Consider the following 21,899-nt stretch of genomic DNA (forward strand, 5'->3'; position numbering starts at 1 on the left):
CCACTAGGCCGCTCTTCGCAGACGTCTTTCGCTAGCAACAGGCCGGTCCGAAGTGATCGGACCGGCCTGTTGCCAGCGAAAGACGTCTGCGAAGAGCGGCCTAGTGGTCGGTGGCCTTTTCCGCGCCGACCCCGGTGAGGGACCTGACTTCCATTTCCGCCTGCTTCTGCGGATCCTCCTTCGTCTTGGCCAGAACGCTACCCAACCAGCCGAGGAAGAACGCGAGCGGGATGGAGACGATGCCCGGGTTGTTCAGCGGGAACAGGACGAAGTCGGCGCCCTGGATCATCGAGGTTTCCCGGCCTGAAACGACTGGCGAGAAGATGATGAGCAGGATTGCAGAACCCAGCCCGCCGTACATGCTCCAGATTGCACCCTGGGTGTTGAAGCGCTTCCAGAAGAGCGAGTAGAGGATGGTGGGCAGGTTGGCACTGGCCGCTACAGCGAAGGCCAGGGCTACCAGGAAGGCGATGTTCTGCCCCTGGGCGCCGATACCGCCGAGGATGGACAGGATGCCGATGACGACGACGGTGCGTCGTGCCACCTTCACCTCGCCGTCGGGATCGATGTTGCCCTTGCGGATCACGTTGGCGTAGATGTCGTGGGCAAAGGAGGCAGCTGCGGTGATGGTCAGACCGGCAACCACCGCGAGGATGGTGGCAAAGGCGACCGCCGAGATCACGCCGAGCAGGATTGGTCCGCCGAGCTCAAAAGCGAGCAGCGGTGCGGCCGAGTTGACTCCACCCGGGGCGGCGGTGATGCGGTCGGCGCCGATGAGGGCACCTGCACCGTAACCGAGTACCAGAGTGAACAGGTAGAACCCACCGATGAGCCAGATGGCCCACACCACTGAGCGGCGGGCCTCCTTGGCAGTCGGCACCGTGTAGAACCGCATCAGCACGTGAGGCAGAGCAGCGGTACCGAGGACCAGTGCCAGTGCCAGCGAGACGAAGTCCAGCTGTGAGGTCGAGCTGACCCCGTACTGCAGACCCGGGTTGATGATCTCGGGGTTGCCTGCGGTCTCCATTGCGGCACCGAGCAGGGTGGACAGGTTGAAGTTGTGGATGGCAAGGACCCAGATGGTCATCACGAACGCACCGGAGATCAGCATGACGGCCTTGATGATCTGCACCCAGGTGGTGCCCTTCATGCCGCCGATCAGTACGTAGAGGATCATCAGCCCACCAACGACGGTGATCACCAGGGACTGGCCGATCCGGTCGTCGATGCCCAGCAGGAGCGATACGAGTCCGCCCGCACCGGCCATCTGCGCGAGCAGGTAGAAGAAGCAGACGGCCAGGGTGGTGATGGCAGCTGCGATGCGTACCGGACGCTGGCGCAGGCGGAACGAGAGGACGTCGGCCATGGTGAACTTGCCGGTGTTGCGCAGCAGTTCGGCGACGAGCAGGAGCGCTACCAGCCAGGCGACGAGGAAGCCGATGGAGTACAGGAAGCCGTCGTAGCCGTTGATGGCGATGGCACCGACGATGCCGAGGAAGGAGGCCGCGGACAGGTAGTCGCCCGCGATGGCGGTCCCGTTCTGCGGCCCGCTGAAGGATCGGCCGGCCGCGTAATAGTCGGCGGCGGTCTTGGTGTTACGGCTTGCCCGGAGCACGATCACCAGGGTGACGGCGACGAACAGACCGAAGATGGTCATGTTCAGCCACGGCTCACCAACCTGGGTGCTCTCGACCGTCTGCATCGGCAGGGACACCGGCATCATTTGTTAGCTCCTGGCTTCTCGACGAAGATCTCCGGTGCGGTGACCTCAAGCTCGTGGCGGATGTCCGCAGCGATCGGGTCCAGCTTCCGGTTGGCGTAGGTGACGTACCCCATGGTGATGGCGAAGGTGGTGACGAACTGCAGCAGCCCCATGATCAGGCCGATGTTGATGTTTCCCCAAACGGGGGTCGACATGAAGTCGGTCGCGTAGGACGCCAGCAGTACATACAGGAAATACCAGAGCAGAAAGAAGATCGCCATCGGGAAAACGAAGCTGCGGTGGCGCTTGCGTAGTTCCTGGAACTGGGGATTCTGCTGGTATGCGGTGAAGTCGACGGGCGCTGCTGTATGAGCGTCCGGCGGCGATGGCTCGGTAGCCATGATTCCTCCTCGTTGAGAACGTCTTCCGCGCCAGGCCGACTCCGAAGGGTCCAGGAGCTGCGTCGGGCACGTGAAGGTGTGACTCCCATCACCTTGAGCCCTCGGGACACGGTTCTCCAATACCGCAGCACCGTTCATCGCCCAGTGAACACCCAGCTGCGGTGAGCGGCCACCTCCTGCGGCGAATGGGAGTGCCGTCGGACGCTGGAGCGCGCCACGGACGGCTACTGTAGAGCAATGTTCAGCACCGCCGTCGACACCGCCTTGGTGGGCGCGATTGTTGTCCTCACGATCGCGGTGGTCGCGGGCCTGGGATTCAAGCTCTCCCGGTCCTACCGCGATCTGGGGTCCGACGCCGACCGCGCCACCTACGCCACCCTGCACACCGCGGCGCTCGCCTCGGAGCATCTCCGTGCCGGCCTGACCCCCGCCGGGGCGTCCAAGGCCAGCAAGCATCTGCGGAGCCTCCTGCGGTGTGACACCCTCCTGATCACCGATGAGAACGCCGTACTCGCCTGGGACGGCGGACGGGAACTGCCCGCCCAGATGATGGAGTTGGTGCAGCAGGTGCTCACCAGCGGCCGCACGCAGATTTTCAGGGAAGCGCAGCTCGGCGACCCGGGTGCAGTCCCCGGCAACGGGCAGGTGGTGATCTCACCCATCCGGGTCGACAAGCGGGTGGTGGGCACCGTGGGAGCATTCGCGCCGTACGTGAATGCGGGGCTGGTGCGTGCGGCCAATGAAGTGGCTGGCTGGGTATCCACCCAGGTGGAGCTCGCCGAACTCGATTCCTCCAGGACCCTGCTGATGGAAGCCGAGGTGCGCGCGCTGCGCGCCCAGATCAGCCCCCACTTCATCTACAACTCCCTGAACGCCATCGCCTCCTTCATCAACACCGACCCCGCCCGGGCCCGCGAACTGGTGGTGGAGTTCGCCGACTTCACCAGGTACTCCTTCCGGCGGCACGGCGACTTCACTACGGTTGCCGAGGAACTGAAGTCCATCGACCGGTACCTGCTGCTGGAGCGGGCCAGGTTCGGGGAGCGACTGAAAGTCAGCCTGGAGATTGGGCCCGAGGTGCTGAGCACGGTGATCCCCTTCCTCAGCCTGCAACCCCTGGTCGAGAACGCGGTGCGTCATGGCCTGGAGTCCACTGACGGGATGGGCCACATCACCATCACCGCCCACGACGCCGGCGCCTTCGCCGAGGTCACCATCGAGGACGACGGCGTGGGCATCGACCCCGACTACCTGCGTTCGGTCCTGGCCGGGCACACCGACGGGGTGCATGTGGGGCTGCGGAACGTTGACCAGCGGCTGCGTCAGGTATACGGCGAGGACCACGGACTCACCATCGACACGGCGGTCGGAGCAGGGACCATGATCACCTTGCGGATCCCGAAGTCTCAACCCGACCACCAGACCTGAGCACGTCGGTCACTCGGTGGGCCGGTGGGACGCGTAATCTGGAGCACATGGTCAATGTTGTCATCGCCGACGATGAGCTCCCCGCAGTCGAGGAACTGGCTTTTCTGCTCGCCAAGGATGCCCGGGTCGGTACCATCCACCGTGCGTCGAGCGGGGCCGAGGCGCTGCGCGCCCTGGAGACCCACGACGTCGACGCCCTGTTCCTTGATATCCACATGCCGGCCCTCTCGGGCCTGGACATTGCCCGGGTCATCTCCCGGTTCAGCCGGCCACCCGCCGTCGTCTTCGTGACCGCTGACGAGGACAGGGCCCTTGAGGCGTTTGACCTGCGCGCGGTGGACTACCTGCTCAAGCCGGTCCGGATGGAACGCCTCGCCGAATCGGTGCGGCGGATCTGCGAGCTGATCGAGGCGGGCAAGGATGGCACCATCGCCGCACCCGAGGTGATCACCGTTGACCAGGGTGGCATCAGCCGGATGATCAGGCGCGATGAGGTCCGCTACGTCCAGGCGCAGGGCGACTACGCCCGGCTGCATACCGCAGAGTCGAGCTACCTGATCCGAATCCCCCTCAACGATCTGGAGCGCCAGTGGGCCGAGGCGGGCTTCCTGCGCACCCACCGCTCCTACCTGGTGGCGATGAACCAGGTCCAACAGGTCAAGATCGGTGCCGGGCGGGCGTCCCTGGTGGTGGGCGACGCCGAGCTTCCCGTCAGCCGGCGGCATCTGCCGGTGGTGCGGGAAAAGCTTGAGGCGACCCGCCTCCGTCCCCGGCAGCAGTGACGTGGGCCCAGTGAACCCCGCCCAGGGTCCGCCCCAGCGGGTCCGGGTAACGGCGCCCCGCAGTGCTGGCCGGCTGCACCCCGGCGCCTACCCTGTCACCCGGGAAATGGCCGAGCAATCCGAGGTGGGGGAACTGTTTGTCAGGTCATTGATCCGGTCGCAGTTCCGGCTGGCTGTCGTGGTGGCGACGGGTTTCCTGGTGATCCTGATCGGCATCCCGGTGCTGCTGGCCGTTTTCCCGCAGATCGGTGACCTGTCGGTCTTCACCGTGCCGGTCCCCTGGCTGCTGCTGGGGCTGGGTGTGTACCCACTGGTCATCAGCTGTGCCGCCCTCTACGTGCGCAGTGCATCTCGCAACGAAATGCGGTTCAGGGACCTGGTCGATGAGGACTGACCTGTTGGCGGGTGATTCCCGGTGAACGCCGAACTCAACCCGGTGGTCGGCTACGTGGCGTTGACCCTGGTGTCACTGAGCACTGTGCTGATCGGGATCTACGGGCTGCGGATTTCCCGGACCACCGGTGACTTCTACGTCGCGTCCCGGACGGTGCGCCCCTGGTGGAACGCGTCAGCGATCGGCGGTGAGTACCTGTCGGCGGCAAGCTTCCTCGGGGTCGCCGGACTCATCCTGATCTCGGGCGTCGACGCCCTCTGGTTCCCGATCGGCTACACCGCCGGATACCTGATGCTCCTCCTCTTCGTCGCCGCTCCCCTGCGCCGGTCCGGCGCGTACACCATTCCGGACTTCGCTGAGGCCCGCCTGGAATCGCTAATGGTCCGGCGCGTGACCAGCCTGCTCGTCGTCGTCGTCGGCTGGCTGTATATCGTGCCGCAACTGCACGGTGCCGCCCTCACCGTCCAGATCACCACCGGCCTGCCGCCGTGGGTGGGCGCCGTCGCGGTGGTGGTGGTGGTGTGCCTGAGCGTGGTCACCGGCGGAATGCGCTCCATCACCTTTGTGCAGGCCTTCCAGTACTGGCTCAAGCTCACCGCGCTGGCCGTGCCGATAGTGTTCATCCTGCTGCGGCTCACCGCTGACGGCAGCCCGCTCACCGATGCCGGTGCGGTGTTCACCGCCGAACTGAACATCGGCGACGACGCCTCGCTGTACCGCAACATCTCGCTGGTCATCGCGCTGCTGTTCGGGACCCTCGGCCTACCGCACGTGCTGGTGCGTTTCTACACCAACCCGGACGGTGCCTCTGCGCGGCGCACCACCCTGATCGTGCTCGGGCTGTTGTCGGTGTTCTACCTGTTTCCCACCATGTACGGGATCCTCGGGCGGATCTATACCCCGGATCTGGCGGTCGACGGCGCCGCCGACGCGACGGTACTGCTGTTGCCGAGCCGGATCTTCGAGGGGACCGCCGGTGACCTGCTGTCCGCGCTGGTGACGGCCGGTGCCTTTGCCGCGTTCCTGTCGACGACGAGTGGACTAGTGGTGTCCCTCGCCGGGGTGGTCAGCCAGGAATTCTTCCAGGGCAGCGTCAAGGGGTTCCGGCGGGCGGCGGTCATTTCCGCCGCGATCCCGCTACTGCTGGCGCTGGCCACCAACACCCTTGCCCTGGCGGGAAGCGTCAGCATGGTGTTCGCCTTTACGGCGTCGACCATCTGCCCGCTGCTGCTCCTCGGGATCTGGTGGCGTGGCCTCACCGATGTGGGCGCGGTGGCCGGCATGCTTGCCGGTGCGGTGCTGTGTGGTGGGTCGATCCTCGCCGCAGCGGCACTGGGCGCTGAGTCCGCCCGCTACGAGTGGCTGGAGCAGCCTGCCCTGTGGACGGTGCCGGCGGCGTTTGCAGTCACCATCGTGGTCTCCCGGCTCACCGCCGGCAGGAGACCGGGGAGCGTGTCACGGGTCCTCGCCCGGCTGCACACTCCCGAGCCCGTGCAGCCGCCGGGATGAGACGGATCTAGTCGATCGAGGCCATCAAGCCGACCACGCGGTCCATGAACGCGTCGACCTGGCTTTCCTCGTAGCCTTCGGCGCCCTTGGCCTCACGGAAGACGGCACGCCTGACCACGTCCACGCTCAGCGGGAGATCGTTCTCGAAGTAGCCGAGCAGCCGGTCGCAGAGGGTGTCGACGTCGTCGACGTTGTAGCTTTGGGTCTTTTTCTTGGTGGGCCGCCTGAACCGGTCACCGGCGGGGCGGTGCAGCCTGCCCCGCAGTACCGCCGCGGACCGGCCGATCTGCATCAGCCAGGCCTCCTCGCCATCGGATTCGATGACACGGTCCCGCTCCCGCTGCGCGAAAACATCCTCGAGCCGGTCGAGGGCCGCGTCAACCGCCTGGGGCTCGTAGCCACCCTTGGCCGGATCGAACGCCATGGAGCGGACGTCAGCGCTGGTGACGGGGCCGTGCGTGGGATCTTCAGTGTTGTAGTACTCCCGCGTGCGGGTCAGGAAGCTGTCCACCTGCCGAAGGTTGTACCCGTACTGCCGGCGCCCCACCCGAGCGAAGGGAGAGCTGCCCTGGCGAGCTTCGTTCATGGTGTTGTGAATCCTTTGTCAGTGGTCGACCCTGGGCTAGAGAAAACCCGGTACTAATGTAACCGACAGCACGAACGCAACCGGGGAGGCAAACACAATCGAGTCGAGCCGGTCCATCATGCCTCCGTGCCCGGGCAGGATGTTGCCCATGTCCTTGACTCCGAGTTCGCGCTTGATCATCGACTCGGCGAGATCGCCGGCCGTCGCAGCGGACACGGTGGCCACGGCCAGGACCAGGCCGAACCACCAGGGCCGGTCGAGCAGGAAGACAGCGGCGATGGTACCCACCAGGACGGCGCCGCCCACTGATCCGGCAAAGCCTTCCCAGGATTTCTTGGGGCTGATCTTGGGCGCCATCGCGTGCTTGCCGAAGAAGGCACCGACCAGGTAGCCGAAGGTGTCGTTGGCGACAACCAGCAACAGCAGGGTCGCGACCAGCAGCTTGCCCGAAGGTTCCTGCAGCAGGAGCATCGCGAAACTGAGAAGCAGCGGCACCCAGAGCACCACAAAGACGCCCGCCACGATGGATCGGGCGGCGTCGGGGGCTGGATCGAGACTGCGCCAGAGCGCAAGGATCGTGGTGGAGAAGACGACGGCGTAGGCAAGGGCCTCCGGGCCGCCAAGGTAGGCGGCGAAGGGCAACGCGATGGTTGCGCCGATGGTCGGGACCAGCGGCAACCGGATCTGGCGCACCTCCAGCGCCCGGGAGACTTCCCAGACACCCAACAGGGCGAAGCCGGTGGTGATCGCGACGAAAGCGATCGGAAGAAAGAGGATTCCACCCAGGACCGAGCCAAGCAGGGCAACACCTACCGCCGTCGCCGCTGGAAGGTTCCTCCCGGCCCTCGAGGGGGCCTTCGGCTGGCCCGCCGCCTTGCGGCTGGCCCGACGCCGGAGCTGGCGGGTGCCGGGGGCCCGTCGGGCCCGCCCGGCACCCCCTGCACCAGCACCGGGCTGACCACCAGCTGAGGGCTCCGTCGGGGCAGGGTCGGCCGCGTCCCCGTGGTCGGGGGCCGCCTCGCCGGTGGCGGAGCCTGCCTTCACCTGTGGGGCGGGCAGACCGCCAGAGTTAGCGGAGTGGTGGGTGTCGCTCATTAGACCTCAAGCAGCTCGGTTTCCTTGCGCTTGAGCAGTTCGTCGATCATGTCGGTGTGGGACTTGGTGCGCTGGTCCAGTTCCTTCTCGCCGCGCGCTCCTTCGTCCTCGCCGGCGTCGCCGTCCTTCACTGACTTGTCGATGCCGTCCTTCGCCTTGCGGCGGATGTTGCGGATGGCAATCTTGGCGTCCTCGGCCTTGGTCTTGACCAGCTTGACGTACTCCTTGCGGCGCTCTTCCGTCAGTTCGGGGAGAACCACCCGGATGATGTTGCCGTCGTTGGAGGGGTTCGCTCCGACGTCGGAGTCCCGCAGGGCCCGTTCGATGTCATTCAGGGCGGCCCGGTCGAAGGGGGTGATCAGGAGGGTGCGCGCCTCAGGGTTCTGGAACGAGGCCAACTGCTGCAGCGGCGTCGGCGCCCCGTAGTAGTTCACCATGACTTTGGAGAACAGCGAGGCGTTGGCGCGTCCGGTGCGGATCGTCGCGAAGTCCTCTTTCGCCGCTTCCACAGCCTTGTCCATTTTCTGGGTGGCCTCTTGCAATGTCTCGTCGATCACTGTAGCTCCTAAGCTGTTCGCCGGCTGGGCTACAGCCGCGCGTTGTCCGGTTCAGTTTTCAATCCTAGTTCACATGGACCGCCCGACCAGGGCAGGCCGGGCGGCCGGGCGTCTATGTGGTGACGACGGTGCCGATCTTTTCGCCGAGGATCGCCCGGGTGACGTTCCCCTCGCCCTCCATACCGAAGACGACCATCGACAGGTCGTTGTCCTTGCACATGGTCATGGCAGTCTGATCCATCACCCTAATGTCCTGACGGAGTGCCTCATCGTAGGAGAGGGTCTCGAGCTTCTTGGCGGTAGGGTCCTTGTGCGGGTCCGCGGTGTAGACGCCGTCGACCCCGCTCTTGGCCATGAGCACCAGGTCGGCGTGCACCTCAAGGGCACGCTGGGCTGCGACCGTATCGGTGGAGAAGTACGGCAGGCCGGCACCGGCACCGAAAATGACGACGCGGCCCTTCTCCAGGTGGCGGATGGCCCGGCGCGGAATGTACGCCTCGGCGACCTGCCCCATGGTGATGGCGCTCTGCACCCGGGTTTCGACCCCCGCTTGCTCCAGGAAGTCCTGGAGGGCGAGGCAGTTCATGACGGTGCCCAGCATGCCCATGTAATCGGCGCGTGAGCGGTCCATCCCACTTTGCGAGAGTTCAGCGCCACGGAAGAAGTTGCCGCCGCCGACTACGATGGCCACCTCGACCTGCCCGACCGTCGCGGCGATCTGCTTGGCCACTGAACGTACGGTTTCCGGATCGACTCCCAGCTTGCCGCCGCCAAATACCTCACCGGAAAGCTTCAGCAGCACCCGACGGCGGGTTGGCTGGTCATGAGTGCCCATATCAGAGTTGTCCATTGTGCCTCCCAGGGCATTTGTGGGGTTGTTGCTAAAAGAATACGTTGCGGGGGCCAACTGAATGATCCCCCGCGGGAACTGCTGACAGGTTGTCAGGGCAGGAAAAAGGGGTGGTCACCGCGGTGACCACCCCTTCATTCAACTACCTGCCTGGCCTATTCGAACCTACGCTCCGACCCGGAACCGGGCGAATGCACTTGGCTTGGCGTTGGCTTCGGTGAGCACCTGCGCGACCGACTTCTTGGCATCCTTGGCGAATGCCTGGTCCACGAGCACGCCCTCCTTGAAGAAGCCCGTCAGACGGCCTTCCACAATCTTGGTCAGTGCAGCCTCGGGCTTGCCCTCGGCGCGTGCGGTCTCGTCGGCGATGCGGCGTTCGGTTTCAACCAGTTCTGCTGGCACGTCGTCGCGGACGAGGTACGTCGGCGAGTAGGCAGCAATGTGAACCGCGATGTCGTGAGCGGCTTCCTTGGCAGCGTCGCCTTCGCCCTCGACGGCGAACAGGACGCCAACCTGCGCGGGAAGATCCTTGGAGGTCTTGTGCAGGTACGCGTCGACGATGTTGCCCTCGATGCGCGACAGGCGGCGGATGGCTACCTTTTCGCCCAGCAGCGCGCCGGCCTCGATGACATGCTCGGAGACAGGCTTGCCGTCAACCGTGTAGGCCAGGAGGGTGTCGACGTCGGAAGCACCGGACTCGATCGCTGCGGCGAGAACCTTGTTCGAGAACTCGACGAAGGGGCCAGCCTTGGCCACGAAGTCGGTTTCGCAGTTGACCTCAACCATGACGCCAACGTTGCCGTCGACCTTGGCTGCCACGAGGCCCTCTGCGGTGGAACGGCCTTCGCGCTTGGTTGCGCCCTTCAGGCCCTTGATGCGGATGAGCTCCATAGCCTTGCCGGCATCGCCGTCAGCCTCGTCGAGGGCTTTCTTTACGTCCATCATGCCAGCGCCAGTGCGCTCGCGGAGGGCCTTGATATCGGCGGCGGTGTAGTTCGCCATATGAACTCCTAAGTATGTTGTGTCTAAGAAGAGCTATGCCTGCAGGCGGTGACGCCTGGGCACATGGAGAAGGGGGTGCGGATTTTCACCCGCACCCCCGAATCCAGTTACTTGCTGTCGTCGGCTGCCGGAGTTTCGTCGGCTGCTGGGGCTTCCTCGGTAGCGGCAGGAGCTTCTTCAGCTGCTGGGGCTTCCTCGGTTGCGGATGCTGCTGGTGCTTCTTCCGCTGCTGCCTCGGCAGGTGCGGCGTCGGCTGCCGGGGTGGCGCTGTCGCCAAGCAGTTCGCGCTCCCACTCGGCCATAGGCTCAGCTGCTGCCTCGGTGTCGTTTCCACCGGAGCGGTTGTGACGGGCGATCAGGCCCTCTGCAACGGCATCTGCAACCACGCGGGTCAGCAGGTGGACGGCGCGGATGGCGTCGTCGTTGCCGGGGATCGGGAAATCAACTTCGTCGGGATCGCAGTTGGTGTCGAGGATCGCGACGACGGGGATGCCGAGCTTCTTGGCCTCGTCGATGGCAAGGTGTTCCTTCTTCGTGTCAACGATCCACACGACTGAGGGAGCCTTGGTCAGGTTGCGGATACCACCGAGGTTGGTTTCCAGCTTGGTGAGTTCGCGGCGCAGGAGGAGGAGTTCCTTCTTGGTGTGCCCGGAGCCGGCCACATCGTCGAAGTTGATTTCCTCGAGCTCCTTCATGCGCTGGATACGCTTGGAGACAGTCTGGAAGTTGGTGAGCATGCCACCGAGCCAGCGCTGGTTGACGTAGGGCTGGCCCACGCGGGTCGCCTGCTCGGCGATGGCTTCCTGTGCCTGCTTCTTCGTACCGACGAAGAGGACAGTGCCGCCGTGTGCGACGGTGGCCTTGATGAACTCGTACGCGCGGTCAATGTAGGACAGTGACTGCTGCAGGTCGATGATGTAGATGCCGTTGCGCTCGGTGAAGATGAAGCGCTTCATCTTCGGGTTCCAGCGACGGGTCTGGTGGCCAAAATGTACGCCGCTGTCGAGCAGCTGGCGCATGGTAACGACTGGCATGTCGTTCCTTTCTATCGGCAGGGCGCAGGGCGCCTGTTCTGCCTGTTGACGGTTGCTAGTGTTCCGTTCGGGTTGAACGTCACTCCTGGTACCCGTTGGTTTTCACCCACTGGCCCAGCACCGGACTCCTGTCCGGACCGTTGGACCCGTGCCCGTCGCTTCCGTAATGGTTGCGGGGGAACGTAGTACGCGTAGTCAGCTACTGGCGATCTGTACCCACCCGGATGTTCTCCGGGCACGCGGAATCGCAGCAAACTGCTGTATCGAGTGTACTACAGGGCTGGCATCCCCCGGGACGCGTCAGGGGCAGCCGGGGTAGGTCACTGGAGGGGTCCGGCAGGTCGCCGACGGGTTTGGCGGTCCGCTGCGGATATCCACAATCCCCTCGATGGTTCCCCGCGCCTCGGCCGACGGCGACACACTGTCGTAATGACCGCGGGATCAAGGCTCCACCGCTCAACTCTGGTCGCAGCGTTGCTGGCTACGGCGCTGGTGATCACTGGTTCGTCGCCCCCTTCCCCGCCGAGGGAACAAGGAGTAGCAGCGCCGGGTCAGGAGTATGCCCCACCGTGGAGCTGGCCGCTCTCCCCCACACCCGTCGTGTTGAGGCAGTTCGATCGGCCGGAGCAGCCGTGGCTGCCCGGGCACCGCGGTGTCGATCTGGCGGTGGAAGAGACGGCCCGGGTCAACAGTCCTGCGGCAGGACGGGTGGTGTTCGCCGGCTGGGTGGTCCACCGGCCGGTGGTTACCGTGGACCACGGAGGTGGGGTGCTGAGCAGCTTCGAACCGGTCACTGCCGTCCTGGACCGCGGTCAGGCGGTCCAGGACGGGCAACAGATCGGCACCCTCGATACGGGAGCCAGATCGCACGGGGCCAGTTCACCCGGGGCCGGTTCACACGGGGCCAGTTCACACTGTCCGTCGAGCTGTCTGCACTGGGGTGTCCGGGTCGACGGGGAGTATGTGAATCCGTTGAATTACGTCACGGATCGCCGGCCGTCGATCCTTCTGCCGTTGCGTGGCCCCTGACGCCGACCCCCACCTCAGCTGGGGTTAGGGTCGGCAGTGGAACCCTGCACGCTGGCGCGTGCCGGATCAGACGAACGCGGCAATTCCGGTGATCGAACGGCCGGTGACGAGGGTGTTGATCTCGTGGGTTCCCTCGTAGGAGTACACGGCTTCGGCGTCGGAGAAGATTTTGGCCATCTCGTAGTCGGTCACGATACCGTTGCCGCCGAGCAGGCTGCGTCCCATCGCGACTGTCTCCCGCATCCGAGCGGTGGTGAAGGCCTTGGCCAGCGCCGACTGTTCGTCCTTGGCCTGCCCTTCATCCTCCAGCTGTGCCAGCCGAACCATCATGCCCATTGAACTGACCGTGTTGCCCAGCATCTCGACCAGCTGAGCCTGGACCAGCTGGAAGGAGGCCAGGGGGCGCCCAAACTGGTGGCGCTCAACCGTGTAGCGTCGGGCGACGTCGAAGGCAGCAAGCTGCTGGCCCACTGCCTGCCAGGCAACCGACAGGCGGGTGACCTTCAGGACCTTGTTGGTGTCCTTGAAGCTGTTGGCACCCTTGAGGTGGAAGTCGTCATGGACTACCACGTTGTCCAAAGTGATGTCAGCATTTTCGACCGAGCGCAGGGCGATCTTGTTTTCGATCTTGGTGGCGCGATAGCCCTCGAGCTTCGTGTCGACGAGGAAACCCTTGACCTGGTTGTCGGCGAGGTCCCTGGCGTAGATGACCACCCAGTCGGAGAAGGTGGCGTTGCCGATCCATCGCTTCGCCCCGTTGAGGATCCAATTGTCACCCTCACGGCGCGCCGTGGTGCGTGTGCCGCCGGCGACATCGGACCCGCCCAGGGGCTCGGTCAGGCCGAAGGCGCCGATCTTCTTCATCGAGTAGATATCCGGCAGCCAGGCTTCCTGCTGCTCCTTCGAGGCGAGTTCCTCGATTGACCCGGTGAACAGGCCATCATGGACGCCCATGAAGGTGGCAATTGAGGTGTCGGCGCGCGTGAATTCGGCGTGCACCAGACCGGCGAACAGGTTGGAGTAGCCCTGGCGGCGAACGGGGCTCATCACGTCCAGCTCGGCGAGCTTCGGGATGAGGTGCTGCGGGAAGGTTGCCTCGTTCCACCATCCGGTCGCGTGCGGCTTCACCTCGGTGTTGAGGAACTGACGGACCTCGTCCAGCCGGTCTCGTTCCTTCTGGCTCAGTAGCGCCTCGAAGGAGTAAAAGTCGCCGTCGGCGTACGGCAGGTTGTTGACATCGATGACCGGCTTGCTCATGGGGTGTCCTTTGGGTCGTCCAGTAGTTCTGACGACTATGTTACCCACGAGTAACTTCCCTGCCAATTGGGCAACGCACAGCCAAGAGCGCCCGCATGTTCCCGGCCACCACGAATCCCCCCGTGTTCACGACACATTTTGCATCACTTCTGAAGGGGTCATATTTATCGAATATGTGTTCTACTTTTAACTCTGATAAGGGAACCGATCACGGGTTAAGGGCGGCGCACACATGACAGCACAATCGACGGAAGCTGGGATACGGACGGTCAACGACGAGGTGGACGTGAGGTTCAGCAGCAGCGGTGCGCCCCTGGCGATGCGGTGGCGGGGCCGGATCTGGCAGGCAGTCGGAGAACCGGTGAGCTGGTCCAGTTCCAGCAGCTGGTGGGAGCCAGGAAACACCCCAGCGAACAGGCAGGGCAGTCTCATCACCACGCGGGCATGGCGGTTTCAAGCGCAAACCGGCCCGGTCTCCCCCACTTTAGAGTTCGATATCAGCTCAGACCCACAGACCGACGGGTGGCGACTGCGACGGATTGCCGGCGCTGAGTAGATTAGGCGGGACTGAGTAAATTGGGCGAGTGAGCATGGTGCCGGTGGCCTAGAGAAGGACTTGATGACTCTCAACAGATGGACTGAAGTCGCGTTAGCTGCTGCCCCAAATCGTGACGCCTGGATCGAAGCGACAGATAACGGCTGGGGAGCACTTGTGCTCTGGGCTTCCGAATCTCGCAACCTCATGAGACACCCGGGCCAGTCGGATCAGGAACAGGTGGTCCAAACTGTCACGGCGGGTGGCGTCACCACAACGCATGAACTACCCCTGACGCTGAAGGACCGTTAAGAATCAGATGACGACGTCGATATGTACCTCTCGGAAGCAGGCATACCGCCGCGCCCCCGCGGATTCACTTGGTACATCCGCCTACCTCACAGCGTGAGGAACGAACGAGAGTTTTGGTCGATCCTCAATCAGGCAATCGCCGATAAGACCCCCGATGCTCGTCGTCCGTCCCAGTTCCTTCCGCAGATCGTCGACACGTTGGCATCTCTATACAGCTAGCTGCCGCCCAACCTCCAAAGCAAAGAGCCCCTGATCCGCGTTTCCGCAGGCCAGAGGCTCTTTTCGGTAGGGCTGCTGGGGCTTGAACCCAGGACAAACGGATTATGAGTCCGCTGCTCTAACCAGCTGAGCTACAGCCCCTCGCAGTGCGCACGAAGCGCACTGTTCATTCTAACGACACTCCAGGTCCCGGCTAACCGCCGCTAGACCGCTTCGGAATCCAGCGAGTCACCGTAGTACAAGCCCTCGAACGTCGCGAGGGTGGCTGACAGGGAGTGCACGTCCACCATCGAGCGGCTCGCCTTGCCCATCCGGTCGAGGTCATCCGAGGGCAGGCTCAGGAGCTGCGTGATGCGATCCGCGAGTTCGGCGCTGTCGTGGGGGGTGAACAGGTAGCCGTTCACCCCGTGGTCCACCAGGTGCGGCAGGGCCATGGCGTTGGCCAACAGTACCGGGGTTGACGCGGACATCGCCTCCAGGGTCACCAGCGACTGGAGTTCGGCGGTACCGGGCTGGCAGAAGATGGCGGCCCTCAGGTACGCCTGCCGCAGCTCCTCGTCGGTGATCAGACCGCGGAAGACCACTCTCCCGCCGAGACCCAGCCGCGCCACCTGCGCCTGCAGAGCCGCCTTCACCTCGCCGCCGCCCACGATCTCGAGGTGGACATTGAGGGACGGCGGCGTTTTGGCTACCGCATCGATCAGGACATCGACGTGCTTTTCCTCGGCAAGCCGGCCCACGAAAAGGACAGTCGGATAGTCCTGGGGTTCGAGCGTTTCACCGGGATTGAGCTCATACGCCGCGGAGTCGATGCCATTGGACAGCGGGACCACCTTGCGCAGGAACGCGTGCTCGTGCATCGCCTTCGCGGCGAGCGGGGTCGGCGTGGTGACAACAGCCGCCTTGCCCATGACCTTGCCCATGTCGCGCCAGGAATTCTTGGCGACGATCTTCTTGAACCACTCAGGGAAGGGCAGGAACGGATTGAGGTTCTCCGGCATGAAGTGGTTGGTGGCAACGACACGGATGCCGCGCTTGACCGCTTCGTAAAGGGTGTACTCCCCCACCATGTAGTGGCACTGGATGTGGACGACGTCGGGCTGGACCCGGTCGAAGAGCATGCTGATATCCCGTTTGATTTCCCACGGGAGGCAGATTCGCCAGTAGTCGTGAGTGGGGACGGCGTGGGACTTCAGCCGGTGCACCGGCCACTCGCCGTCGGCCTCGGTGAAGCTTTTCCCGTTCTGGGTGCTGGGCGCCAGAACGTGGACGTCATGGCCGCGCGCATGCATTCCCTTTGCCAGCCGGTAGCCGAACTGGGCTGCGCCGTTGATGTTTGGCGGATAGGTCTCTGCGGCAATCAGGATCGTCAACGGTAATTTATCTGCCGGGTGGCTCACGGTGGGTTCCTCTGTGGGTTACTGGCGGATTGGGGCCGCTGGGCGGAGTCTGCCTCAGCTAGCGCCGGCGTCGTAGTTCTTTTTGCCGCTGCACCACATCGGGATGATGGCGGGACAACGCAATGACCCCCACAATAGCAACCAAAGCGGCCATCCCCATGGCAATTGCGATGACTGATTCCACGTCGGGTTCCAACTCACCAAGAATCACAATGCCGATCGCGATGCCGACAATAGGGTCGACCACGGTCAGCCCCGCAATGACCAGGTCGGGCGGGCCGGTGGCGTAGGCGCTCTGCACAAACCAGGACCCGAGCGCCGCAGCCACAGCGATGGCGATCAGCGTGTAGGGCGGCACATTGAGGAGGAACCGGCCGTTGGGGTCCAGCAGGTGGGTAGCGATAATCTTGGTCAGGACCGCCACGAACCCGAAGAGGACTCCGGCACCGAGGATGTAGGCGAAGGCACCAAGACGCCGGCGGAACATCACCGCCAACGAACCAAACACGGCGACGGCGACGGCGAGCAGAAGCACCGTGACGAGTTCCTGCTCGGGGAGTACTGAATGGTTTTCGCGGGTGACGTTAACGGCCAGCAGGACAAATACTGCACTACCGCTCACGCAGGCAGCGATGGCGACGACGGTGGCCCGGTTGAGCCTGATGCCCTGGTCCTTGGAATTGACCACTGTGGTGATGACCAGCGCGATCGCGCCGATTGGTTGCACAACGGTGAGGCTGGCCATGCTGAGGGCAACCACGTTCAGGGCCATCCCCATTACCAGCAGGATCAGTCCCAGGACCCAGCGTGGGTTGCGCAGCAGCCGGACGAATCCCTTCGAGTTCAGGGACAGTCCACCCGTGTTGGATCGCACCGCGCTCCCCTGGCGCTGCGCCCCGACGGCGAGGAAACAGGCCCCGATGAGGGCGAGGAGGATGGCTAGCCAGACCATGCGCCAACTTTCACGCGGCGGAGGTGCCCGGGAACCGGGGTGCGGCGAAGGCTACTGGGGGGCATCAGCCGCACCAGCCCGGGAGGATCCTTCGGATCTACCCTCCGAGCGATACTTCCGGTGCGCTGCGGTGAAGTACCCGTAGAACGCGATGAGATGCCCCACGCAGCCCAGAAACAGCAGGATGTGGGCTGTCACTATCAGCCAGTCAAGGTCGAAGCCCGGCACCCGGTGGAGCAGCAGCATCGGCGAACCGATCAGCAACAGTGCGGTACGGATTTTGCCGACGTTGGTGACCGGGAGGTGGAGCGGACCCCGGAACAGGATCAACGCGTTCAGGATGAGGATGGCATCGGGGATCACGATGGTCCAGACCAGCCAGGCGGGCGCTATCCCATCGACCACGAAGGTGACGGCAATGACGATCAGGGCGGTGCGGTCGGCAATCGGATCAAGCCATTTCCCCACTGTCGACACCTGGTCGAAGCGGCGGGCGATGTACCCGTCAATCCAGTCGGTCGACCCGAGGACGACGAGGGTGATCACCGCAAGGGCGTCTTCGTTCTGCACGATGAAGTAGACGAAGAGCGGAACCCCCAGGAACCGCACTACCGTCACGATATTGGGCAGTGTCCAGAACGTGGTTAGTTCGTTGTTCTCGTGCCCCGGTCTGGCCCCGGCCCCAATGAGTCTGATCACTATCCCCTCCACCTCCATTATGCAGGTAGAGGCGGTGTCCTGGACGCTTAGTCCGGGACCGCGGCGGGTGCCCGCTAGCGGGAGACCAGTTTCCTCACCATGACGACAATCGCCGCCACCGAGCCGGCCACGACCGAGAGCGGCTTCCAGCGGTCGGCGAGGCTCACGTTGTGCGAGGGCTCACTGTCGGCGGAGGTGCGTGCGGGGATCACTGAGCGGGCCTGCTCCGAGAGACGGTCCGCCCCGGTCTTGGCCGAAGCCTTGGTGCGGTTCCAGAGCGACTTCACATCGAGGCCACGCCCCAGCTCGTCGCGGAGCTCGGCCAGGTGGTCGCGGCGGGTGCCGGAGCGGCGGCGCAGCTCGCCGTACGACGGCGTCGGCTCCTTGGGCTTGCTGTCCTCGGGCTTGTCGTCGGCCTTTTCTTCCTTGGGCTTCGTGACGTCGAGCGTTGCGGGATCGAAGCTTCGCCCCTCGCGCAGCACGCCGATGTCGTAGCGCACGCCACGAATGGCATCCTCGGGCAGCAACGGCAGCGCCTTCTTGAATCGCGAGACACCGATCAGTGCGGCGATGACCACGACCACCAGGAACAGTCCTGCAACCAGCAGCGCGGCCAGCCAGCCGTCCATGATGGTGGAAAGGCCAAGGATCGCTGCGGCGATCAGTGCGACGGAGAGGAAGGCGAGGAAGAGTACCGCCACCGCGAGGAACGCCGCGGCGATCCCGGCCTTGACGCCCTTCTGTTTCATCTGCTCGAGCGCCATCGAGAATTCGTCGCCGAACTGTCGTGGTGTCAGCCTGGCCAGCAGCTTGATCAGCCCAAAGACCGATGGCTTGTTGGAAGTTCCCGTGCCTCGTGCGCTAGCGGAGCTATCCATAGCTCTGCCTCCATCCCTCGTCTAACAGGCCGCCTCGGCGGACCTGCAAGCTGCGTAAACCTTTTCCTAAAATTACCATTGACCGGCTAATGCCTCTTGCGTAAGCCTACGTCAATAGCAAGCACCCTTAGTGACAGGGTAGTGACAGGTGGTGGGCGTTCCAGCCTAAGATGGTATAGGCGACATCGTGGTCCGTTGTCCCTCCCCCCCCTTTTTTGTTGGATGAGATTCAGCGCGCCAACCCAGCGGTAGTCGCCACCACCATCCTTCGAGGCCTCCCGGCCACCCGTGACGCAAGGTAAGACCTTGGTCGGATAGGCACCAGTTGAGCACCGTGACCCACCCCGGAGATTCCCTGACCCGGCGCCAAAAACTGATCTATGTAGTGATCCTCGGCTCCCTCACTGCCCTGGGCCCGTTCACCATCGACCTGTATCTGCCGGCGTTTCCATCCCTGCAGAGCGATCTCGGTGTGACCGAGGCAGCTGTACAGCTGACCCTGACCGGCACGATTGTGGGGTTCGCCGTCGGGCAGCTGATTGTTGGCCCGCTCAGCGACAAGGTGGGGCGCCGGGTCCCGCTGATTCTCGCGACCAGCGTCCACATCCTGGCCTCCCTGGGCGCTGCAATGGCTACGGACATCACCATGCTGATGGTCTTCCGGGTACTGCAGGGCATCGGCGCTGCCGGAGGCGGCGTGGTCGCCATGGCGATGCTGCGCGACCTGTTCAGCGGATACCCGCTGGTGAGAATGCTTTCCTACATGGCCCTCGTCAACGGGTTGGCACCCATCTTCGCGCCGGTGATCGGATCGTCGCTGCTGCTCGTTATGCCCTGGCCGGGGATCTTCTGGTTCCTCGCGGCCTACGGGGTGCTCGTCATCATCGCTGCGTGGGTGTTCCTCATCGAAACGCTGCCAGCGGACCGGCGGGGAAACTCGGGTGCCACCGCACTGCAGCGTTACCGTGCGGTGCTCACCGACAGGATCTTCATCGGCGTCCTGCTGGTGGGCGGCATGAACTTCTCTGGACTGTTTTCCTACCTGTCGGCGTCGCCGTTCCTGTTCCAGGGCACCTACAACTTCAGTGAGCAGCAGTACGGATTGCTGTTCGCCGTGAACTCGCTCGGCATCGTGGCAGGCGTGCAGATCAGCGCCAGGGTCCTGCGGCGGATCGGACCCCAGTGGGTGATGGTGTACTCCACCGCGTCGATGCTCCTGATGTCGCTGCTCATCGTGCTCTTCGCCCAGCTGGGGTTCGGCCTGTGGGGCATCATGGTGCCGCTCTGGTTCTACATCATGTCGGCTGGATTCACGTTCCCCTGCGTGCAGGTGCTGGCGTTGGCCAACCACGGAGCCCAGGCCGGAACCGCCGCCTCGCTCCTCGGTGCCGTCACCTTCGGTCTGGCGGGTGCGATCTCCCCGGTGGTCGGCCTGCTCGGTGTCTCGGCGACCACCATGGGTGGAGTGATGGCGGTCTGCATCGGCGCCGCAGTGGTGTTCCTGTGGACGGTGGTCCGGCCCCGGACCGTCCCCGCCCTGCAGTAGCTGGTAACCGCAAACTGCAGTAGCTGGTAACTGCAGTGCCAATCCGTGAAGTAGAACAAACTACCCCTGCGCCAGACGGCGCAGGGGTAGTTTTGGTTTAGCTCCGCTCGGCCTTGCTGGAAATGTTGCGGGCCATCGACTTGAAGATGGTGCCGTGGAACGGGAGCACGCCGAGCCAGTACAACCGGCCAGCGAGTCCCCTCGGGAAGAACACCGCGCGCTGGGTGTATTCGCTGCCGGTGCCGTCGGGGCGCACCGACATCTCCAGCCAGGCGCGGCCCGGGAGCTTCATCTCGGCGCGCAGGCGCAGCCGCTCACCCCGGACAATTTCCTCGACCCGCCAGAAGTCCAGCGGGTCGCCGGTCAGCAGCTGATCGGTGTGGCGCCGGCCGCGGCGCAGCCCGACGCCGCCCACCAGCTTGTCCATCCAGCCACGGGCGGCCCAGGCGACGGGCAGGGAGTACCAGCCGTTGTCCCCGCCGATGCCCTCGATAACCTTCCAGAGCCGGTCGGGTGACGCCTTGGACTGGTAGACCTGGACGTCGGTGAAGACCGTGTGGCCAGCCCATTCCGGGTCGGTGGGGAGCGGATCGGCTGCGGTGTCCACCCGTGAGGCCCCGGCCCAGCTGGTTTCCACCTCTCCCCCGCGTTCCTTGCCCAGCGCCAGGCTCACCGCTGTGCGGTAGTCGGTTAGGCCGCCGTCGGGCGCGGGAAGGTAGTCGTCGATGTCGTGCTCGGCGGTGATCGCATCGTGCTGCAGGGACTCGATCAGTGCCATGGCCATCACCCGCGGGATGGGGGTGACCAGGTTGACCCAGTGGCCTGCGAGGCGGGGGGTCAGGACGGGCAGGGCAAAGATCTTGCGCCGCGGCAGGCCCGCCTCGACGGCGTACTGGTTCATCATGTCGGCATAGGACAGCACGTTGCGCGAGCCGATGTCGAAGGTCCGGTTCAGGTCCGTCGGGAGGGTGAGCGCGCCGAGCAGGTAGTGCAGGACGTCGCGCACCGCGATCGGCTCAATCCGGTTCAGCACCCACTTGGGTGCCGGCATGACCGGGAGGACGTCGGAGAGGTGCCTGATCATTTCGAACGACGCGGAACCGGATCCGATCACCACTCCGGCCTGGTAGGCGATGGTCGGCGTCCCGGATTCCAGCAGAATCCGCCCCACTTCCTCGCGGGAGCGCATGTGGGTGGACAGTTTCACGTTCGCGGGGTGCAGCCCGCCCAGGTAGACCATCCGTATCACGCCGGCCGTCGTCGCGGCGCTGGAAACCAGTGAGGCGATCTTGGACTCTTTGGTCTCGAAACCTTTACCGGTGCCCATCGAGTGGACCAGGTAGTAGAGGGTGTCGACACCCTCGCAGGCCTTCCTGAGTGATTCCTCATCCTCGAGGTCGCCCTCCACGACTTCCACCGAGGAGGTCCAGGGAACATCCTTGAGCTTCTGCGGGGAGCGCACCAGCACACGGACGGTGTGGCCTTCAGCGACCAGACGGGAGACCAGCCGGCCACCGATGTACCCGGTAGCGCCGGTGACTAAGATCAGTTTGCTGTCTTGTTCCATTTCCTCAGAATACGCCCCACGCCGGGTGACTCACGACAAAAGAAAACCCCTCCCCGCCAGCACGAAGCTGGTGGGAAGGGGTTTGGTGGCTCCTCCGACTGGACTTGAACCAGTAACCCTTCGATTAACAGTCGAATGCTCTGCCAATTGAGCTACGGAGGAAAG

General features: G+C 64.3%; 21 protein-coding genes and 2 tRNA genes. 7 read left to right on the forward strand and 16 right to left on the reverse strand.

The window, feature by feature from the left end:
• Positions 1-100: 100 nt before the first annotated feature.
• Positions 101-1,723 (reverse strand): cation acetate symporter, encoded by a 1,623-nt coding sequence (locus tag HMI57_RS12095; protein WP_171586272.1) that lies wholly within the window; start codon positions 1,721-1,723, stop codon positions 101-103.
• Positions 1,720-2,103 carry a DUF485 domain-containing protein gene (locus HMI57_RS12100; protein ID WP_171586273.1) on the reverse strand — a complete coding sequence of 128 codons (384 nt, stop codon included), beginning with the start codon at positions 2,101-2,103 and terminating at the stop codon, positions 1,720-1,722. The genes HMI57_RS12095 and HMI57_RS12100 overlap by 4 nt, the downstream gene beginning before the upstream one ends.
• Positions 2,104-2,340: 237 nt before the next feature.
• Between HMI57_RS12100 and HMI57_RS12105 the strand changes: the two genes are divergently transcribed.
• The 4 genes from HMI57_RS12105 to HMI57_RS12120 are packed head-to-tail and all read left to right on the forward strand — an operon-like array spanning position 2,341 to position 6,216.
• Positions 2,341-3,531, forward strand: coding sequence for a histidine kinase (locus HMI57_RS12105; RefSeq protein ID WP_171586274.1), 1,191 nt, complete (start codon positions 2,341-2,343; stop codon positions 3,529-3,531).
• Between the two features lie 47 nt (positions 3,532-3,578).
• Positions 3,579-4,313 (forward strand): LytTR family DNA-binding domain-containing protein, encoded by a 735-nt coding sequence (locus tag HMI57_RS12110; RefSeq protein WP_171586275.1) that lies wholly within the window; start codon positions 3,579-3,581, stop codon positions 4,311-4,313.
• A gap of 1 nt (position 4,314) precedes the next feature.
• A complete protein-coding gene (locus tag HMI57_RS12115) occupies positions 4,315-4,707 on the forward strand; it encodes a hypothetical protein (RefSeq protein WP_318779149.1) in 393 nt (130 codons plus the stop codon).
• 21 nt (positions 4,708-4,728) lie between these two features.
• On the forward strand, positions 4,729-6,216 hold the full coding sequence (locus HMI57_RS12120; protein WP_171586276.1) for a cation acetate symporter: 1,488 nt from the start codon (positions 4,729-4,731) through the stop codon (positions 6,214-6,216).
• Positions 6,217-6,223: 7 nt separating this feature from the next.
• Here the strand turns inward: HMI57_RS12120 and HMI57_RS12125 are convergent, their stop codons facing one another.
• From HMI57_RS12125 to rpsB, 6 genes are all read right to left on the reverse strand, one after another.
• Positions 6,224-6,802, reverse strand: coding sequence for a DivIVA domain-containing protein (locus tag HMI57_RS12125; RefSeq protein WP_171586277.1), 579 nt, complete (start codon positions 6,800-6,802; stop codon positions 6,224-6,226).
• Positions 6,803-6,838: 36 nt separating this feature from the next.
• Positions 6,839-7,897 carry a phosphatidate cytidylyltransferase gene (locus HMI57_RS12130; RefSeq protein ID WP_225667942.1) on the reverse strand — a complete coding sequence of 353 codons (1,059 nt, stop codon included), beginning with the start codon at positions 7,895-7,897 and terminating at the stop codon, positions 6,839-6,841.
• The gene (frr, locus tag HMI57_RS12135; protein ID WP_171586278.1) at positions 7,897-8,454 is read right to left on the reverse strand and encodes a ribosome recycling factor; all 558 of its coding nucleotides are present in this window, start codon (positions 8,452-8,454) and stop codon (positions 7,897-7,899) included. Before frr ends, HMI57_RS12130 begins: the two co-directional genes overlap by 1 nt.
• A 112-nt stretch (positions 8,455-8,566) precedes the next feature.
• A complete protein-coding gene (pyrH, locus tag HMI57_RS12140) occupies positions 8,567-9,304 on the reverse strand; it encodes a UMP kinase (RefSeq protein WP_171586279.1) in 738 nt (245 codons plus the stop codon).
• A gap of 165 nt (positions 9,305-9,469) precedes the next feature.
• Entirely contained in the window at positions 9,470-10,306 is an 837-nt protein-coding gene (tsf, locus tag HMI57_RS12145) for a translation elongation factor Ts (RefSeq protein ID WP_171586280.1), read from the reverse strand.
• Between the two features lie 107 nt (positions 10,307-10,413).
• Entirely contained in the window at positions 10,414-11,340 is a 927-nt protein-coding gene (rpsB, locus tag HMI57_RS12150) for a 30S ribosomal protein S2 (RefSeq protein WP_171586281.1), read from the reverse strand.
• A 429-nt stretch (positions 11,341-11,769) separates the two neighbouring features.
• Between rpsB and HMI57_RS12155 the strand changes: the two genes are divergently transcribed.
• Positions 11,770-12,369, forward strand: coding sequence for a M23 family metallopeptidase (locus HMI57_RS12155; RefSeq protein ID WP_171586282.1), 600 nt, complete (start codon positions 11,770-11,772; stop codon positions 12,367-12,369).
• A gap of 66 nt (positions 12,370-12,435) precedes the next feature.
• Here HMI57_RS12155 and HMI57_RS12160 read toward each other — a convergent pair whose 3' ends face one another.
• Complete coding sequence (locus HMI57_RS12160) at positions 12,436-13,626, reverse strand: acyl-CoA dehydrogenase family protein (RefSeq protein WP_171586283.1); 1,191 nt, start codon at positions 13,624-13,626, stop codon at positions 12,436-12,438.
• A 232-nt stretch (positions 13,627-13,858) separates the two neighbouring features.
• Here HMI57_RS12160 and HMI57_RS12165 point away from each other — a divergent pair, with 232 nt between their 5' ends.
• On the forward strand, positions 13,859-14,182 hold the full coding sequence (locus tag HMI57_RS12165) for a DUF6504 family protein (RefSeq protein ID WP_171586284.1): 324 nt from the start codon (positions 13,859-13,861) through the stop codon (positions 14,180-14,182).
• A 577-nt stretch (positions 14,183-14,759) separates the two neighbouring features.
• Here the strand turns inward: HMI57_RS12165 and HMI57_RS12170 are convergent.
• The 5 genes from HMI57_RS12170 to HMI57_RS12190 all read right to left on the reverse strand — a co-directional run bounded on the left by HMI57_RS12170 (position 14,760) and on the right by HMI57_RS12190 (position 18,621).
• Positions 14,760-14,833 (reverse strand) — tRNA-Ile (locus HMI57_RS12170).
• Positions 14,834-14,895: 62 nt separating this feature from the next.
• Positions 14,896-16,092, reverse strand: a complete 1,197-nt coding sequence (locus tag HMI57_RS12175; protein ID WP_171586285.1) for a glycosyltransferase — start codon at positions 16,090-16,092, stop codon at positions 14,896-14,898.
• A 58-nt stretch (positions 16,093-16,150) separates the two neighbouring features.
• Positions 16,151-17,044 (reverse strand): DMT family transporter, encoded by an 894-nt coding sequence (locus HMI57_RS12180; RefSeq protein ID WP_171586286.1) that lies wholly within the window; start codon positions 17,042-17,044, stop codon positions 16,151-16,153.
• Positions 17,045-17,095: 51 nt separating this feature from the next.
• On the reverse strand, positions 17,096-17,743 hold the full coding sequence (locus tag HMI57_RS12185; protein WP_318779150.1) for a CDP-alcohol phosphatidyltransferase family protein: 648 nt from the start codon (positions 17,741-17,743) through the stop codon (positions 17,096-17,098).
• A 74-nt stretch (positions 17,744-17,817) separates the two neighbouring features.
• The gene (locus tag HMI57_RS12190) at positions 17,818-18,621 is read right to left on the reverse strand and encodes a phage holin family protein (protein WP_171586287.1); all 804 of its coding nucleotides are present in this window, start codon (positions 18,619-18,621) and stop codon (positions 17,818-17,820) included.
• A 325-nt stretch (positions 18,622-18,946) separates the two neighbouring features.
• Here HMI57_RS12190 and HMI57_RS12195 point away from each other — a divergent pair, with 325 nt between their 5' ends.
• A complete protein-coding gene (locus tag HMI57_RS12195; protein WP_171586288.1) occupies positions 18,947-20,167 on the forward strand; it encodes a multidrug effflux MFS transporter in 1,221 nt (406 codons plus the stop codon).
• Positions 20,168-20,264: 97 nt separating this feature from the next.
• Here the strand turns inward: HMI57_RS12195 and HMI57_RS12200 are convergent, their stop codons facing one another.
• Together HMI57_RS12200 and HMI57_RS12205 are read right to left on the reverse strand one after the other, a co-directional pair.
• Positions 20,265-21,734, reverse strand: coding sequence for an SDR family oxidoreductase (locus HMI57_RS12200; protein ID WP_171586289.1), 1,470 nt, complete (start codon positions 21,732-21,734; stop codon positions 20,265-20,267).
• A gap of 86 nt (positions 21,735-21,820) precedes the next feature.
• A tRNA-Asn gene (locus HMI57_RS12205) sits at positions 21,821-21,896 on the reverse strand.
• Between the last annotated feature and the right edge of the window lie 3 nt (positions 21,897-21,899).

Origin of the sequence: Arthrobacter sp. 260, from assembly GCF_013116745.1 — a bacterium.
GTDB lineage: Bacteria > Actinomycetota > Actinomycetes > Actinomycetales > Micrococcaceae > Arthrobacter_D.